Origin of the sequence: Streptomyces adustus, assembly GCF_009377175.1 — a bacterium.
GTDB lineage: Bacteria > Actinomycetota > Actinomycetes > Streptomycetales > Streptomycetaceae > Streptomyces > Streptomyces adustus.
Genome location: NZ_VJZD01000009.1, coordinates 17,529 through 32,776 on the forward strand (window position 1 = coordinate 17,529; position 15,248 = coordinate 32,776).

The following is a 15,248-nucleotide window of genomic DNA, read 5'->3' on the forward strand; positions in this document are numbered from 1 at the left end:
GTTTCGGGTGGCCGTGGGTGGTCAGCCCTGGTGCGGCTCGGCCCGAGCGGCCGCCGTCGCCCCGGAGTCCGGGTCCGAGGACTCCTTGAAGTCGACCTTGCCCATGTGCTTGTTCATGGACTTCATCAGGGCCCACACCGCCAGGGCCATCACCGCGAACACGATGAAACCGAGGACGCCGGGGGTGACCTTGTTCTCGTCGACCTCCTTGGCGAGGGGGACGAGGTGCGTCACTGCCAGACTCACGCTTGCGCTCATGTCAGGCATTGTCGCGGATGCCCGCAAAGAGGTCGTCCTCGGGGAGGGAGGTGTCCACGAGGGACTTCGCCAGCTCGTACTCCTCCGTCGGCCAGACCTCCTTCTGGAGCTCCAGCGGCACCCGGAACCAGCCGCCGTCGGGGTCGATCTGCGTGGCGTGCGCGATCAGCGCCTTGTCGCGGATCTCGAAGAAGTCGGCACACGGCACGTGCGTGGTGAGCGTGCGCTCGGTGCGCTCGAACTCGCTCCAGCGCTTGAGCCAGTCCCCGTACGGCGACTCCATGCCCCGGTCCAGCAGCGCCTGGTGCAGCGCCTCGGTGCGCGGACGGTTGAAGCCCTGGTTGTAGTACAGCTTGAGCGGGCGGTAGACCGGGCCGTACTCGCTCTCGGGGTACATCTCGGCGTCCGCCGCGCCCTCGAACGCCACCATCGAGATCTTGTGGGTCATGATGTGGTCGGGGTGCGGGTAGCCGCCGTTCTCGTCGTAGGTGGTGATCACCTGGGGACGGAACGAGCGGATCTGCTTGACCAGCTCGCCGGCCGCCTTGTCGACGTCCTCCAGGGCGAAACAGCCCTCGGGCAGCGGGGGCAGCGGGTCGCCCTCGGGCAGACCGGAGTCGACGAAGCCGAGCCACTCCTGCTTGACGCCGAGGATCTCCCGGGCCTCGTCCATCTCCTTGCGGCGCACCTCGTGGATGTTCTCCTCGATGTACTTGTCGCCCTGGAGCTTCGGGTTGAGGATGGAGCCGCGTTCCCCGCCCGTGCAGGTCACGACCAGCACGTCCACCCCCTCGGACACGTACTTCGCCATGGTGGCCGCGCCCTTGCTCGACTCGTCGTCGGGGTGCGCGTGCACGGCCATCAGTCGCAGCTGGTCAGTCAAGACTCATTCCTCGGTGGTCGGCGCCCGCTGGGCACGGGAGCAGGTCGGTAGGTGCCGGCCCGCTGGAGAGGTCGATGTGGGGTGGCGGTCGGGCCGCGGGCGGGCGGCTTCTATAGTGACCGAATCGGGGGACGAATAATTCCGGGGTCCCGCCCCGGAGCGCACTTTCGGAGCTTCATCCGACACCGCCCACGGGCGTTGCCGAGAGGACGATCATGAGTACGGCGAGCACGCGACTGCCCGAGGGCCGTTACGGCCGTTCCTCGGACCAGCGGGCCGACCGCACGCTCAAGGTCGTCGGGGCCGTGCTCGGCGCCGCGCTGCTGGCCCTGATCGGCTTCCTCGGCTACCACTACGTCGTCCAGAACGAGATCAGCGCCCAGGTGATCACGTTCGACGCCTCGGCCCACGCGGTGAAGGTCCACCTCGAAGTGCACAAGGACGCGGGCGCCGACGGCTACTGCACGCTGCGCTCCCAGGCCGCCGACGGCTCCGAGGTGGGCCGGGCGGACTTCCGCTTCTCCGGCTCGGCCACGCGGATCGACAGGATCGTCACCCTGCGTACGACGGCCCTCGGCACGACGGCCGAGCTCCTCGGGTGCCACACCGGCTGACACCGGTCTACCGGCCGTACCGGCGCCTACCGGCTGACATCGGGCCCTATCGGCTGACGAGGTGCGCATCCTCCGGAATGCGTAGCCGCTGACCTGCGCCGACAGAATTCTGGTGGCTTATGTCCTCCCCCTTCGGCCCGTGAACCGTTAGGCTCGTGGTTTCGCCCATCCGTGAGGGACCATTCTTTTGGGGAGGGCGATGCTTTGTATTCCCTGTACCGACGAGGAGCACCCTGTGACCCAGACCAGCGAGAACGTCACCTGGCTGACCCAGGAGGCGTACAACAAGCTCAAGGACGAGCTTGAGTACCTTACTGGTCCCGCGCGCACGGAGATCGCCGCCAAGATCGCGGCCGCGCGCGAGGAGGGCGACCTGCGTGAGAACGGCGGGTACCACGCCGCCAAGGAGGAGCAGGGCAAGCAGGAGCTCCGTGTGCGCCAGCTGACCCAGCTCATGGAGAACGCCCAGGTGGGCGAGGCCCCGGCCTCGGCGGACGGCACGGTCGCACCCGGCATGGTCGTGACGATCGCCTTCGACGGCGACGAGGACGACACGATGACGTTCCTGCTCGCCTCGCGCGAGTACGCGAGCGCCGACATCGAGACCTACTCACCGCAGTCCCCGCTGGGTTCCGGCGTGATCGGCCACAAGGTCGGCGAGGACGCGGAGTACGAGCTGCCCAACGGCAAGAAGGCGTCGGTGCGCATCCTGAAGGCCGAGCCCTACAGCGGCTGAGCCCTTTCATCTCGTACGAAGCCCCCGGCGCCCCCGAGACGCCGGGGGCCTCGTCGTACGGCGAAGCGCTCCGGTCTCAGCCGATGACGGTGTACCCGGCCTCGCGCAGGGCCCGGCCGACCTCGGCGCAGTGCTCCGCGCCCTTCGTCTCCAGGTGCAGCTCCACCTCCGCCTCCGAGAGGCCGAGCCGCGGGTCGGTCCGTACGTGGCTGACGTCCAGGACGTTCGCGTCGGCCACCGACAGCACGCCCAGGAGCGCCGCGAGGGCGCCCGGCCGGTCCGTCAGGCGTACGGTCACCGCGAGGTAGCGGCCCTGCGCGGCCATGCCGTGCCGCAGGATCCGCTGGATCAGCAGCGGGTCGACGTTGCCGCCCGACAGCAGCGCCACCACCGGCCCCTCGAAGGCCTCCGGCTCGCTCAGCAGGGCCGCGACCGGAGACGCCCCGGCGGGTTCGACGACCAGTTTGGCCCGCTCCAGGCAGAGCAGCAGCGCGGTCGACAGGTCGTCCTCGCCGACCGTGCGGACCTCGTCCACCAGCGCGCCGACGATCCCGAAGGGCACGTCACCGGGCCGTCCCACCCTGATGCCGTCGGCCATGGTGGCCGGGTTCGCGATCGACACCGGGCGTCCGGCGGCCAGCGAGGGCGGATAGGCCGCCGCGCCCTCCGCCTGCACCCCGACGATCCGTACGTCCGGCCGCAGCGCCTTCACCGCGACCGCGACCCCGGCCGCCAGTCCGCCGCCGCCGATCCCGACGACGATCGTGCGCACCTCGGGGCACTGGTCCAGGATCTCCAGGCCCACCGTGCCCTGGCCCGCGATGATGTCGGGGTGGTCGAAGGGGTGGATGAACACCGCGCCCGTCGCCTCCGCGTACTCCTGGGCGGCGGCCAGCGTCTCGTCGACCACCTGCCCGTGCAGGCGCACCTCCGCCCCGTAGTGCTGGGTCGCGCTGATCTTCGGCAGCGGGGCGCCCTTGGGCATGAACACGGTGGAACGCACCCCGAGCAGCGACGACGCCAGGGCGACGCCCTGGGCGTGGTTGCCCGCGCTGGCGGCGACGACGCCGGCGGCCCGTTCCTCGGGCAGCAGCCCGGCGATCCGCACGTACGCGCCGCGCAGCTTGAACGACCCGGTCCGCTGAAGGTTCTCGCACTTGAGGTGCACCGGCGCACCGACCAGCCGCGACAGGTACCTGCTGCCCTCCATCGCGGTCGTGCGGGCCACGCCCGCGAGCATCTTCTGCGCTCCGCGCACGTCGTCCAGGGTGACCGGCGGCAAGGGGTCGGCCTTGCGGTAGTTCATGACTCAAGTCTCGCAGTTCACACACGAAGCGTTTCTTTGTGACCAACCAGCGAGACCGGTTTCCGCAGCGCCAGTACGGCCCGCCCTTCGGCCGCGTACCCTGTCCCCCACATCCCAGCACCCTTCATGAAGTGAGTCCGCGGCCATGCCCACAACACCCGAAATGTCGATGGACATGACGACCCTCGGTGACCCCGGCCTTCTGGACACCCTCCAGCACGAGGTGGCGGTGTTCGCCCGCCGTGCCGAACAGACCCGGCTCGGTGGCGTGGGGCAGGTGCGCAACTCCATGGACCGCGCCGCGTACCTCCTGCTCAACCGGCTGGACAACGAGGGCCCGATGGGCGTCAAGGCGCTCGCCGCGAGCATGGGCATCGACTCCTCGACCGTCACCCGCCAGGTGGCCCCGCTGGTGGACACCGGCCTGGTCAAGCGCACCTCGCACCCGGAGGACGGGCGCGCGGTGGTGCTCCAGCTGTCCCCGCGGGGGCTGGCGCGGCTGGAGGAAGTGCGTTCGTCGAGGCGTCAGTTGATGGCCGAGCTGACGCACGACTGGGCGCCCGGGGAGCGGGAGACGTTCTGCTCGCTCCTGACCCGTTTCAACAGCGCGCTCTCCGCCCGGATGGCACCCCAGGCGATCGCGGGCCCGAACCCGCAGCCCGCTTCCTGAGCCGCAGCCGACGCACCGGGCCGTGGCGGTCTCCCCTGCCGGGACGCGCGGCCCGCGGTTTCCGGCCGTGCGCGCCCCTTGACCGAGAGGTCGCCCCGGGCCTCATATGAGACCGGGTCTCCCCCACCGACGGCGGGGAACCGTTTCCTCAGGGCGGCTGTCAGGCGGGAGGCACGGTGCGAGAACGGCATGCCTCGCAAGCTGCCCGCCAGGCCCGGGAGTTCGAGTCGTTCGTGGCCGGCGCGGGTGGACGGCTGCTGCACACCGCCACGCTGCTCACCGCGGAGGCGCCGGACGACAACCCGCGCGCGCGACGCCTGCTGACGCTTTCCCTGGCCCACACCTACGCGTCCTGGGACCGGCTGCGCGGCGAGGATCCGTACGACCGCACCCGTCGATATCTGGCCACCCGGTTCGCCCATGGTGCGTGGTACCGCTACGGCGTCCTCGGTATCGGCCGTCGCGCCCGCGTGCACCCCGCGAGCGCGCTGGCCGTCCTCACGGCGCAGGAGCGTCTGATCCTGGTCCTGCGGTTGTACGAGGGGGTCGCGGAGGAGCAGGCGGCGTCGCTGCTCGGCCTGCCCGTCGAACGCGTCCACGCGATCTGCGACCGGGCGACGGCCACCCTGCTGCACCCGCCCCGGCGCCCGGCGCCGGCGGTGGCCGAGGCGAAGGTGGCCCCGTCGTGACGGCCCCCGGGACCGTCACGCCGGGCGAGGGGAGGCACCGGTGAACCGGCCCGAGCGGGAGGCGGCGGCGCGGCGGATCATGGAGCGGACCCCGCCCCCGCTGCCGCCCGGCCTGCACGCGGACGTCGTACGCCGTGGCGGTCGCATCCTGCGGCGCAGGACGCGCACGCGCCGTCTGCTGTGGCTGCTGCTGCTCGCCGGGGTGCTGGCGTTCACGGTCTGGGCGCTGACCGCCCGGCCCTGGGTGGAGCCGCCCTCGGACCCGACTCCACCCTCGATCGGCTGGTGAACCGCCCGACAGGCCCTAGGGGCGGTCCAGGGCCTGCTGGAGGTCCTCCAGCAGGTCCTCGACGTTCTCGATGCCCACGGAGAGGCGTACGAGATCGGCGGGCACCTCCAGGGCCGAGCCCGCCGCGGAGGCGTGCGTCATGCGTCCGGGGTGCTCGATCAGCGACTCGACGCCGCCGAGGGACTCGCCCAGCGTGAACACCTTGGCCCGGTTGCAGACCTCGACCGCCGCCTCCTCGCCGCCCTCGACCTGGAAGGACACCATGCCGCCGAACGCCCTCATCTGCTTGGCGGCGACCTCGTGCCCGGCGTGCTCCGGCAGGCCCGGGTAGAGCACCCGCGTCACGCGGGGGTGCCGGGTGAGCATGTCGGTGATCTTCGTGGCGTTCTCGCTGTGCCGGTCCATGCGCACCGACAGCGTCTTGGTGCCGCGCAGCACCAGCCAGGAGTCGAAGGGCCCGGCGACCGCGCCCATCGCGTTCTGGTGGTAGGCGAGTTCCTCGCCCAGCCCGGCGTCGTTGACGATCAGCGCGCCGCCGACGACGTCCGAGTGGCCGCCCATGTACTTGGTCAGGGAGTGCACCACGACGTCCGCGCCGAGCGCCAGCGGCTGCTGGAGGTACGGCGTGGCGAAGGTGTTGTCGACGACGAGCCGGGCACCCGCGTCACGGGCGATCTGGGCGACGGCGGCGATGTCGGTGATGCCGAGCAGCGGGTTGGAGGGGGTCTCCACCCACACGGCCTTGGTCCGCGGCGTGATGGCCGCGCGTACGGCGGCGGGGTCGCTGGTGTCGGCCACCGACCACTCCACGCCCCACCGGGCGACGACCTTCGCGAACAGCCGGAACGTGCCGCCGTACGCGTCGTTCGGGATGACCACGTGGTCGCCGGGGCTCAGCAGCGTACGCAACAGGCAGTCCTCGGCCGCCAGTCCGGACGCGAACGCGAGGCCGCGACGACCGCCCTCCAGGGCGGCGAGGTTCTCTTCGAGGGCGGTGCGGGTCGGATTGGCGCTGCGGCTGTACTCGTAGCCGCCGCGCAGTCCGCCGACGCCGTCCTGTTTGTAGGTCGAGACCTGGTAGATGGGCGGGACGACGGCGCCGGTGAGGGGGTCGGCGGTGTTGCCCGCGTGGATCGCGAGGGTCTCGAAGTGCTGACTGATGTGCCTGTCACTCATGAGCCCCGAGCGTAGTGCGCCCGGAGGGCCGGTGCCGGACGGCGGGACGGCCGGGTCGCGATGGCGGCGGCACCGGCCGTCGGAACGCCGGCCGTCGAACGGGTTGGCCAATTGTCGGCGCGGTCTGGTTCGCTTGAGCCATGGAGATTCTCTGGGTCCTGATGGCGCTGGTCATGCTGGGCTTCGTACTGAGCCCCTTCCTGCTGCGCAGGCGCGGCCGGATCGAGCAGGTGGCGCCCGGACACCCGGACGCCGCCGATCCGGCGACGTACGGATTCATGCGCGAGGAGGAGCTGGACATCCGGCTGCCCGGCCCCGACCAGGACCTCGTCGACGTCCTGGACCTGGTGCAGCGCACCCAGGACTACCGGGCGGCACAGCAACTGCTGGCCGGCACCGAGACGGAGGGCGAGCTGCGCTGGCAGCGGGTGCAGGCCTTCGCCGGGGCGGCCTCACTGGAGCTGCGGCAGCGTCCCGGCGGGGTGAGCGAGACGCCGGGCGGGCAGTGGCTGCGAGTGTGGCGGGCCGAGGCGCCCAAGGACGCGGGCGGCGCGGCCGTGCACGCCGAGTTCCTCGCGCAGCAGGCGTGGCGGACGTCGACACCCGGGACGGAGGAGTTCCGGATCATCATGGAGGAGGCGCGGGACGCCTGCGGGCAGGCGGCCCTGCTCGCCCCCGGCGACCCGGTCCCGTACATCGTCGAGCTGTCGGTGGCCCGCGGGCTGGCCTACTCCCAGGCCGAGTTCGAGCAGCTGTGGCTGAAGATCCTGGACCGCGCCCCGGCGCACATGGGCGCGCATCTGGCGGCGCTGCACCACTGGTGCGAGAAGTGGCACGGTTCGCGCGAGCTGGCGTACTCCTTCGCGGAGTCGGCGGCGGCCCGGGCCCCCCGGGGCTCGCTGCTGGCCGCCATGCCGCTCTTCGCGGTCTTCGAGCACCTGCCCGAGGTGAACCTGGTCAACAGCTTCTACCAGAGCGAGGTCGTGACCAAGGCGATCCACGGCGCGCTGTTCGCGGTGCACGCGGCCCGCCCCGACGACCCGATGCTGGCGCACGTCCGTCACCTCCTCGTCTTCTTCCTGGTCCGCGCCGAACGCTGGTCCGAGGCGATGAACCAGCTGATACACGTCGACGGCCACGTGGGCGCCCTCCCCTGGGCCCTGTCCGCCGACCCGGCCGCCGAGTTCGCGATGTACCGGGCACTGGCGGTGGCAGGCTACGAGGCCAACGGCGGCAACCCGGCGACGCTCCCGCACTGATCCGTCACTGGTGCTCCTTCGCGCTCCTCGGCCTCTCCGCCGTCTGCGCCCCCGCCCGCTCGATCAGCAGCCTGCGCCGTCGGAAGGTGAGGAAGAGCGCCCCGGCCAGGAAGAACGGGGAAAGGACCAGTGACACCAGCATCGGCAGGGTCACGGTCGGTGGACTCTTCACCCAGGCCGTCGTGAGCACCCGGGTGGGGTCGTGCGGGTCGTAGGTCACCGATACGACCCGTCCGGTCACCAGGCCGCCGGGGCGCCTGCCGCCCCAGTCGCTGAGCGTCGTGTCGACCTCGCCCCGGGGGCCCCTGAACCGGATCTCGGTGTTGCCGGGGCTGCCGAAGTGGTCCTTCGGTGCGGACGTGACCTCCGCCCACGTGGCGACACCGCGCGAACGCAGGTCGCCGACGAGCGAGCGCGAGGGGACGAGGAAGAGGAGAAAGATCCCTAGAGCCACGAGGCACAGAGCGAACAGCGTCAGAATCAGCCGCCGCTGCGGCACCGGCTGCCGCAGCCGGGCGATCTTGCCGCGTGACGCGTCCAGACGAGCTTTCTGTTCGGCGGCCTTCGGGGGCAGGGTCCAGTCGCTCCGCGACCGGTTCACCCTTTTCTTCTTCACCATGAAATCCGGTTTCCGTGAGTCACAACCCGAGCCAGCCACCGACCGACTCGGCGGCACCGCCGATGCTCTTGCCGACATCCTCGACCGCGTGGGTGACGGCGTGCACAGCCTTCTTGCCGGTTTGGGTGTTGAGGACGTAATAGGCGCCGTAACCAAGACCGGCACCCACGAGGATGCCCGCCCCGACAGCCCAGCCGACCGGCCCTCCGGCAGCGGCCACCACCAGCGCCTCCGTACCCCAGGTGGTGGCCATTCCGACTCCGAGGGACACGACGTTCGAGGTCACAGCGACGTCCGGGTCCGAATGGTTGACCTTGATGTCGTACGCGATGCCCCCGACGGTCAGCAGTGTGCCGACCAATGGCAGCCGGTCCCCTGTCCTGAAGACCTTGCCGAGCCAGCCGGCCTCCGCGCCCGCCGACCCTCCCCTGATGAAGGGGGCCTTGTCGGCGAACCAGCGGGCCGAATCGCCGACCGACGCCTCCATGAAGCGGGACATCGGGCCCAGCCCGTACTTGCCGTAGATGCGCTCCGCCTCACGGGACGCGGCCTTGGACGCCTTGGCCGCGGCGCGCGTCTCGGTCCTGAACCGAGCCCGCTCCTTCGGGCTCATGGCGTTGACGCGCTTCTCGTAGGCGGCTTCGGCCTCCCGCGAGAACTGCTCCGCCTCGCCCCGGAGCTGCTCGGACAGGTGCGACTGGAAGCCGATGACGGAGGCGAGGAGTCCGGCGTGCACGGTCCATGTCGCCTTGGGGTCCCCCAGGTCCGTGACCGCCTTCTCCAGGTGCTTCCAGGCGGTGTCCCACAGATCGGGATCGTCCCCCTGCAACAGCGCCCGGTTGAAGACGGCGCCCGGGTCGTCCTCGGGGATGTCACCATGAAACAGGTCGAGCACCTTGTCGAAGCCCGGCGCGGGTTCGTCGGCGTTCACCGCGGCGGTGAACGCGGCACCGAACGTCTTGATGTCCTCCCGGGCCGTCGGCGCGTCGGACATCGCGACGGCCATCGGGAGGTTCTTGACGAGGTTGGGGTCCATCCTGGCGTAGAAGGACGAGTCGAAGTCCGGATCACCCTTGTGCGCGGCCAGTTCCTGGGCGATTCGATGGAACTCCGGGCCGGCCTCGGCGGGGTCCATGTCCTTGAGTTCGTCGGCCTGCGCGGCCAGGTCCGCGCCCTCCTCCCGCGCCTGCCGCACGGTCCATATCGGTTCGCGCAGCTGGACCATGGTGGGCCTGGGGCCCACCCCCTCGAACTCCATGGCGGCGGCGAGCTTCTGGCGTCGGCGCAGCATCGGAAGTTCGTCGTCGACCCAGGAGGCTATCTTCCCGATCTCGGTCAGACTGCCGGTGTCGAGGCCGAGCGCCTGGAATCGACTGAAATACGCGGTCCTGCTCTCGTGCAGGGTTTTGCTGCCCGACGCCAGATTGTTGATGGTCTTCAGAAGATTCTCGGGATTGATTCCCGAGAAGTTCGGGTCACCCATTCGCCACGACTCCCGCGCCTTCGGCCAACCCGGGGTTCAGCAGTACGGCTTGAGCACCCGACCCGCGCAGCGCGTCTTCGAGCTTTTCGGTGGGAATCGCGACCCATGGCTGTTCTTCGCCCATCGCGTCGACCAGAAGGGCCACGGTCGAGAAAGCGAGAGCCACGAGTCGATCCTCGCCGGACTCGGCCTCCAGCGGCACGAGCAGCACGTCGACCGTGCCCTCCAGGACCGGGGCACCGTCATCGCCCCGGGACATGTCCGTCACGGTGGGCAGCACAAGTGCATTCGGGGCCTCACGAACAGGACTTGTCGATTCCATCCGCTCAGCGTATAAGCCGTGTCGGCAATGCCGGAGTCAAGCTTCTTGAAAGCATTGGGAATTGCGGGGATGGCGACCCGATGCACACCGCGGCCAATCACGGTCGCCTTCCGGATGGAGGCGGCCACCGTCAGCCGGATCGCGCCGACGGTGCTTCCGGCCTTCAGGGCGAGGTGGGGGCCTTGATGGTGAGCACTCGGTCCCGCAGGACGGGGAGTTCGGCGCGGATTCGGGGGACCTCGGACATGTCGAGGTCCACGGTCAGGGTCTCCTGCGCGGTGCGGGTCTCGCCCAGGACGGTTCCCCAGGGATCGACGACCGCGCTGTGGCCGGCCTGCTCCATGCCGCCGTGCGTGCCCGTGGCGCAGCAGGCCAGGAGGAAGACCTGCTCCTCCAGGGCCCTCGTGCGGGTGAGCAGCCGCCAGTGGCTCAGCCGGGCCGCGGGCCAGGCGGCGGGAACCGCAACCAGTTCGGCGCCCGCGTCGAGCAGGCCCCGGAAGAGTTCGGGGAAGCGGAGGTCGTAGCAGATGGCGAGGCCGACCACGCCGAAGTCGGTGGGCACGGTGACGATGTCGTCGCCGCCGCCCATCAGGGTCGCCTCGCCGGTGTCGAAGCCGTACCGGTGGATCTTGCGATAGCGGCCGCGCAGGTCGCCGTGCCGGTCGAAGAGGAGCGCGGTGTTGTACAGGGTCCCGTCCGCGTCCCGCTCGACGATCGAACCCGCGTGGAGCCACACTCCGGCCCGACGCGCCGCGGCGGACATCGCCTGGGCGGTGGGGCCGTCGAGCCCTTCGGCCTCGTGCTCCCAGCGGTCGTACGACCAGGCGCCGGCCGCCCAGAGCTCCGGCAGGACCACCAGATCGTCTCCGGTCCTGGCGCGCACCAGCGAGGCCGCCCGGCGGCGGCGCTCGTCCGCGGTGTCCGACGCGTCCACGGACAGCTGTACCAGCGAGGCACGCATGGGTGTCACCTCCGCGACCGCGCCCGCGCGGCCCAGGGAAACCTGTTCCCACGAGCGTAAGGAGGCGGCTGCGCCCTGCGCGCCCTGTGGGGTCCGTACGGGGCACGGGCCGACGCGGCGCCGGTCCCGGCCGCCTCGGCCGCATCCGGCAGCGGCTCGCCCGGGAGTGGTCGAAGTCCGCGTCCGGCGGGAGCAACTACCCTACGCTGAGCTCGATTTGACCATGTCGGATCGGCTGAGAGGTGGTAGGTCGGATGGCTCACACCCCGTCAAGACGTGCCGTGCTGCGCGGACTCGCCGTCACCGGGACGGCGGTGATCGGCTTCGACCCCGGTACCCGCAGCTGGGCCGCGGCCGGATCGGCGTCCGGCCCGGACACGGTCGGGATCCCCCGGCTGGACGGGACGCTCGTCACGGACGAGCCGTCGCTCGCCGCCACCGCCGACGACTACGGGCACCTCGTGCACCACCGTCCCGTGGCCGTGCTGCGCCCGGGCTCGGTCCGCGACATCGTCGCCATGGTCCGGTTCTGCAACGAACGGCGCCTGCCGGTCGCGCCGCGCGGGCAGGGACACGCCACGTTCGGCCAGGCGCAGGTGAGGGGCGGTCTGGTCATCGAGACCGCGACCCTCGCGGACATCGGTCACGTGGGGCCGGACAGCACCACCGTCACCGTCGGGGCGGGCGCCCGGTGGAGCGACGTGGCCCGGGCGACGACCGCCCACGGGCTCACCCCGCCCGTCTTCACCGACTATCTCGAACTCTCCGTCGGCGGCACCCTGTCCGTGGGCGGGCTGGGCGGCCAGACCCACCGGCACGGCGCCCAGGTCGACAACGTCACCGCGCTCCTGGTCGTCACCGGAGCGGGCGAGACGGTCCGCTGCTCCCCCACCCGGCGCCCCGACCTCTTCCACGCCGTCCTGGCCGGGCTCGGCCAGTGCGCCGTCGTCGTCGAGGCGACGCTGCGACTGGTGCGCGCGCCGGAGACCGTACGCCACTACCTGCTGTCCTACGACGATCTGGAGACCTTCCTCGACGACCAGCGCGTCCTCGTCGAGGAGGACCGTTTCGACTACGTCGAGGGCCAGGTCGTCGCGGACGCCGACGGCGCCTTCCGCTCGTACCTCCTGGAGGCGGTGGCCTACGGCCCGCCGGCCGGACCCGCGCCCGAGGACACCGCCCTGCTGCGCGGCCTGCGCCACGACCCGGCCCGGGTCGAGCGCGCCGACCTGGCCTACTACGACTTCCTCGACCGGCTGGCCCCGGCGGTCGCCGCGCTGAAGGCGGCGGGCCTGTGGTCGTACGCCCACCCATGGCTCAACCTGCTGCTCCCCGGGTCGTCCGCGGCCGCGCTCGCCGGCCGGATGCTGGACGCCCTCACCCCGGCCGACCTGGGCCCCGGCGTCGTCCTGCTCTACCCGCTGCGCCGGGACCGGCTGAACACCCCGCTGCTGCGCACCTCCGACGACTCCCTGTCGTACCTCCTCGGAGTGCTGAGGACGACGCCGCCGGACGACACCGCCGCCGCCGACCGCCTGCTGGCGGCCAACCGCTCCGCCTACGAGGCGACCGCAGCGGCCGGCGGCACCCAGTACCCGGTCGGCAGCATCCCCTTCGGCCGCGCTGACTGGCGGGCCCACTTCGGCCCGGCCTGGCCGCGGCTGAAGGCGGCGAAGCGCCGGTACGACCCGCGCGGGATCCTGGTCCCGGGCCAGGGCGTCTTCTGAGCCCGGACGCCCCGCCGCCCGCCTCCCCGGGCGGCGGAGAGACGGGCGGCGGGCGGCTCGGTCAGATCGTCGCGACGTCGATCACGAACCGGTAGCGCACATCGCTGGCGAGCACCCGCTCGTACGCCTCGTTGATCTCGTCGGCCCGGACCAGCTCGATCTCGGCGCCGAAGCCGTGCTCCGCACAGAAGTCCAGCATCTCCTGGGTCTCGCGGATGCCGCCGATGCTGGATCCGGCCAGCGTCTTGCGGCCCCCGATCAGCGAGAAGAGGTTGAGCGAGATCGGCTCCTCGGGGGCGCCCACGTTCACCAGCGCGCCGTCGGACTTCAGCAGGGACAGGTACATGCCGAAGTCGAGCGGCGCCGACACCGTGGAGACGATCAGGTCGAAGCTGCCGCGCAGCTCCTCGAAGGTCTTCGGGTCGCTGGTGGCGTAGTAGTGGTCGGCACCCAGCTTCAGGCCGTCCTCCTGCTTGCGCAGGGACTGCGACAGTACGGTCACCTCGGCGCCGAGCGCGTGCGCGATCTTGACGCCCATGTGGCCGAGGCCGCCCATGCCGAGGATGGCGACCTTCTTGCCGGGGCCCGCGTTCCAGTGCCGCAGCGGCGAGTACAGGGTGATGCCGGCGCACAGCAGCGGAGCGGCCTCGTCCAGCTTGAGGCCGTCGGGGATGCGGACGACGTAGTTCTCGTCGACGACGACCTTCTCGGAGTAGCCGCCGTAGGTCGGCTCCCCGTCCCGGCCGACGCCGTTGTACGTCATGGTGGCGCCGCCGGTGCAGTACTGCTCCAGGCCCGCCTTGCAGTTGTCGCACTCACGGCAGGAGTCGACCATGCAGCCGACACCCACCCGGTCGCCGACGGCGAACCGGGTCACGCCGGGGCCGACCTCGGAGACGACACCCGCGATCTCGTGGCCGGGGACCATCGGGAAGATGGCCTGGCCCCAGCCTTCGCGGGCCTGGTGGATGTCCGAGTGGCAGATGCCCGCGAACTTGATGTCGATCAGCACGTCGAACTCGCGGACCGCGCGGCGCTCGATCGTGGTGCGCTCCAGCGGCGCCTTGGCTGCGGGGGCGGCGTAAGCGGCGACAGTGGTCATGCCGATTCTCCTAGCTGGTGATTCCGTGCCCGGCCGTCCTCGGCCGGGCACGGTGTCCAGCCTGCCCGAGATCCGGACGGCCACCCAGACCACGCTTGTGCCTACGTCCGGTGTTCCTACTACTGGCGGGGTCAGGCTCGGGAACGTAGGACCAGCCGCGGGCCGTGAATACTGGATGCATGGACGAACTGCCCGAGCCCGCAGCGGGGCCCCTGGAGCCGGGCCGGGCGGCGCTGGACCGCCGGGCCGAGCTCAGCGAGTTCCTGCGGTCCCGGCGGGCCCGGCTGAAGCCGGAGGACGTGGGGCTGCCGGACTTCGGGCGGCACCGCCGGGTGCCCGGGCTGCGGCGCGAGGAGCTGGCCCAGCTGGCCGGGGTGTCCGTGGCGTACTACACGCGGCTGGAGCAGGGCAACGGGCGGAACGTGTCGGCCGAGGTGCTGGACTCGATCGCGCGGGCGCTGCGGCTGACCGGCGCCGAGCACGCGCACCTCACGCATCTGGCGAAGCCCAAGCAGCACAAGCGCAGGCCGGCGGCGCGGCAGCAGCAGGTGCGGACCGGGCTGCGGCAGCTGCTGGACAGCATGGACGGCATCCCGGCCTATGTCTCCGGCCGGCGCTCGGACATCCTCGCGTGGAACCGGATGGCGGCGGCCCTGTTCGGCGACTGGGCGGAGCTGCCCGCGCAGGAGCGGAACTGGGCCCGGCTGGTGTTCCTCAGGCCCGACTACCGCGAGCTGTTCGTGGACTGGGACCAGAAGGCGACCGACATCGTCAGCTACCTGCGGATGGACGCCGGCTGCCATCCGGACGATCCGCGGCTGTCGGCGCTGGTCGGCGAGCTCTCCGTGAAGAGCGAGGTGTTCCGCAGGCTGTGGGCCACGCACGACGTCAAGGAGAAGAGCCACGGCACCAAGCGGATGCGCCATCCGCTCGTCGGCGACCTCGCCCTCTCCTTCGAGACGTTCGGCCTGGTCGACGACAGCGAGCAGCACCTGATCACCTATCACGCGGAGCCGGGCTCCGCGTCGGCCGAGGCACTGCGTCTGCTGGCCAGCTGGGGCACGGACGCGAGACGCGTACCGCTGGCCTGAGCGGACGGGTCCGGGTGCGGAACCGTCCGCGTACCACCACCGGTGCGGTCGTGCGCGGACGGC

The 15,248-nt window shown here is 71.3% G+C and carries 17 protein-coding genes; 8 read left to right on the forward strand and 9 right to left on the reverse strand.

All coding sequences use genetic code 11. The features are described 5' to 3' along the window. Positions 1 to 21 precede the first annotated feature (21 nt). Both FNH09_RS03835 and mca read right to left on the reverse strand, forming a co-directional pair. A complete protein-coding gene (locus FNH09_RS03835; RefSeq protein ID WP_152885181.1) occupies positions 22 to 267 on the reverse strand; it encodes a hypothetical protein in 246 nt (81 codons plus the stop codon). Continuing rightward, complete coding sequence (gene mca, locus FNH09_RS03840) at positions 260 to 1,141, reverse strand: mycothiol conjugate amidase Mca (RefSeq protein ID WP_152885183.1); 882 nt, start codon at positions 1,139 to 1,141, stop codon at positions 260 to 262. Before mca ends, FNH09_RS03835 begins: the two co-directional genes overlap by 8 nt. Before the next feature lie 215 nt (positions 1,142 to 1,356). On the opposite strand from mca, the gene FNH09_RS03845 reads away from it, so the two are divergent. Further along, positions 1,357 to 1,755, forward strand: coding sequence for a DUF4307 domain-containing protein (locus tag FNH09_RS03845; protein ID WP_152885185.1), 399 nt, complete (start codon positions 1,357 to 1,359; stop codon positions 1,753 to 1,755). Positions 1,756 to 1,990: 235 nt separating this feature from the next. Beyond that, complete coding sequence (gene greA, locus FNH09_RS03850) at positions 1,991 to 2,491, forward strand: transcription elongation factor GreA (RefSeq protein ID WP_162468080.1); 501 nt, start codon at positions 1,991 to 1,993, stop codon at positions 2,489 to 2,491. A 76-nt stretch (positions 2,492 to 2,567) separates the two neighbouring features. On the opposite strand, the gene ilvA is transcribed toward greA, so the two are convergent. Beyond that, positions 2,568 to 3,797 (reverse strand): threonine ammonia-lyase, encoded by a 1,230-nt coding sequence (gene ilvA, locus FNH09_RS03855; RefSeq protein ID WP_152885189.1) that lies wholly within the window; start codon positions 3,795 to 3,797, stop codon positions 2,568 to 2,570. A 163-nt stretch (positions 3,798 to 3,960) separates the two neighbouring features. Here ilvA and FNH09_RS03860 point away from each other — a divergent pair, with 163 nt between their 5' ends. The 3 genes from FNH09_RS03860 (at position 3,961) to FNH09_RS03870 (ending at position 5,445) form a co-directional block, all read left to right on the forward strand. Next, complete coding sequence (locus FNH09_RS03860; RefSeq protein ID WP_152885280.1) at positions 3,961 to 4,467, forward strand: MarR family winged helix-turn-helix transcriptional regulator; 507 nt, start codon at positions 3,961 to 3,963, stop codon at positions 4,465 to 4,467. Positions 4,468 to 4,643: 176 nt separating this feature from the next. Next, positions 4,644 to 5,156, forward strand: a complete 513-nt coding sequence (locus FNH09_RS03865) for a sigma factor-like helix-turn-helix DNA-binding protein (protein WP_338017457.1) — start codon at positions 4,644 to 4,646, stop codon at positions 5,154 to 5,156. A 40-nt stretch (positions 5,157 to 5,196) separates the two neighbouring features. Then, entirely contained in the window at positions 5,197 to 5,445 is a 249-nt protein-coding gene (locus FNH09_RS03870) for a hypothetical protein (protein ID WP_162468081.1), read from the forward strand. Between the two features lie 15 nt (positions 5,446 to 5,460). On the opposite strand, the gene FNH09_RS03875 is transcribed toward FNH09_RS03870, so the two are convergent. Further along, positions 5,461 to 6,621 (reverse strand): cystathionine gamma-synthase, encoded by a 1,161-nt coding sequence (locus tag FNH09_RS03875; protein WP_152885191.1) that lies wholly within the window; start codon positions 6,619 to 6,621, stop codon positions 5,461 to 5,463. 140 nt (positions 6,622 to 6,761) lie between these two features. Here FNH09_RS03875 and FNH09_RS03880 point away from each other — a divergent pair, with 140 nt between their 5' ends. Next, positions 6,762 to 7,880: a hypothetical protein gene (locus tag FNH09_RS03880; protein ID WP_152885193.1), complete on the forward strand. Its 1,119-nt coding sequence runs from the start codon at positions 6,762 to 6,764 to the stop codon at positions 7,878 to 7,880. A gap of 4 nt (positions 7,881 to 7,884) precedes the next feature. Here FNH09_RS03880 and FNH09_RS48170 read toward each other — a convergent pair whose 3' ends face one another. The 4 genes from FNH09_RS48170 to FNH09_RS03900 all read right to left on the reverse strand — a co-directional run bounded on the left by FNH09_RS48170 (position 7,885) and on the right by FNH09_RS03900 (position 11,265). After that, a complete protein-coding gene (locus FNH09_RS48170) occupies positions 7,885 to 8,481 on the reverse strand; it encodes a DUF3592 domain-containing protein (RefSeq protein WP_238426442.1) in 597 nt (198 codons plus the stop codon). A 37-nt stretch (positions 8,482 to 8,518) separates the two neighbouring features. Further along, on the reverse strand, positions 8,519 to 9,982 hold the full coding sequence (locus FNH09_RS03890) for a hypothetical protein (RefSeq protein ID WP_152885196.1): 1,464 nt from the start codon (positions 9,980 to 9,982) through the stop codon (positions 8,519 to 8,521). Further along, on the reverse strand, positions 9,975 to 10,304 hold the full coding sequence (locus FNH09_RS03895; protein WP_152885198.1) for an SAV_915 family protein: 330 nt from the start codon (positions 10,302 to 10,304) through the stop codon (positions 9,975 to 9,977). Before FNH09_RS03895 ends, FNH09_RS03890 begins: the two co-directional genes overlap by 8 nt. 163 nt (positions 10,305 to 10,467) lie before the next feature. Beyond that, positions 10,468 to 11,265, reverse strand: coding sequence for a nitrilase-related carbon-nitrogen hydrolase (locus FNH09_RS03900; protein WP_152885200.1), 798 nt, complete (start codon positions 11,263 to 11,265; stop codon positions 10,468 to 10,470). A gap of 254 nt (positions 11,266 to 11,519) precedes the next feature. On the opposite strand from FNH09_RS03900, the gene FNH09_RS03905 reads away from it, so the two are divergent. Continuing rightward, positions 11,520 to 12,992: an FAD-binding protein gene (locus tag FNH09_RS03905; RefSeq protein WP_152885202.1), complete on the forward strand. Its 1,473-nt coding sequence runs from the start codon at positions 11,520 to 11,522 to the stop codon at positions 12,990 to 12,992. Between the two features lie 61 nt (positions 12,993 to 13,053). Here the strand turns inward: FNH09_RS03905 and FNH09_RS03910 are convergent, their stop codons facing one another. Further along, the gene (locus tag FNH09_RS03910; protein ID WP_152885204.1) at positions 13,054 to 14,094 is read right to left on the reverse strand and encodes an NAD(P)-dependent alcohol dehydrogenase; all 1,041 of its coding nucleotides are present in this window, start codon (positions 14,092 to 14,094) and stop codon (positions 13,054 to 13,056) included. A gap of 179 nt (positions 14,095 to 14,273) precedes the next feature. Between FNH09_RS03910 and FNH09_RS03915 the strand changes: the two genes are divergently transcribed. Further along, a complete protein-coding gene (locus FNH09_RS03915; protein ID WP_152885206.1) occupies positions 14,274 to 15,185 on the forward strand; it encodes a helix-turn-helix domain-containing protein in 912 nt (303 codons plus the stop codon). The last annotated feature ends 63 nt before the right edge of the window (positions 15,186 to 15,248 follow it).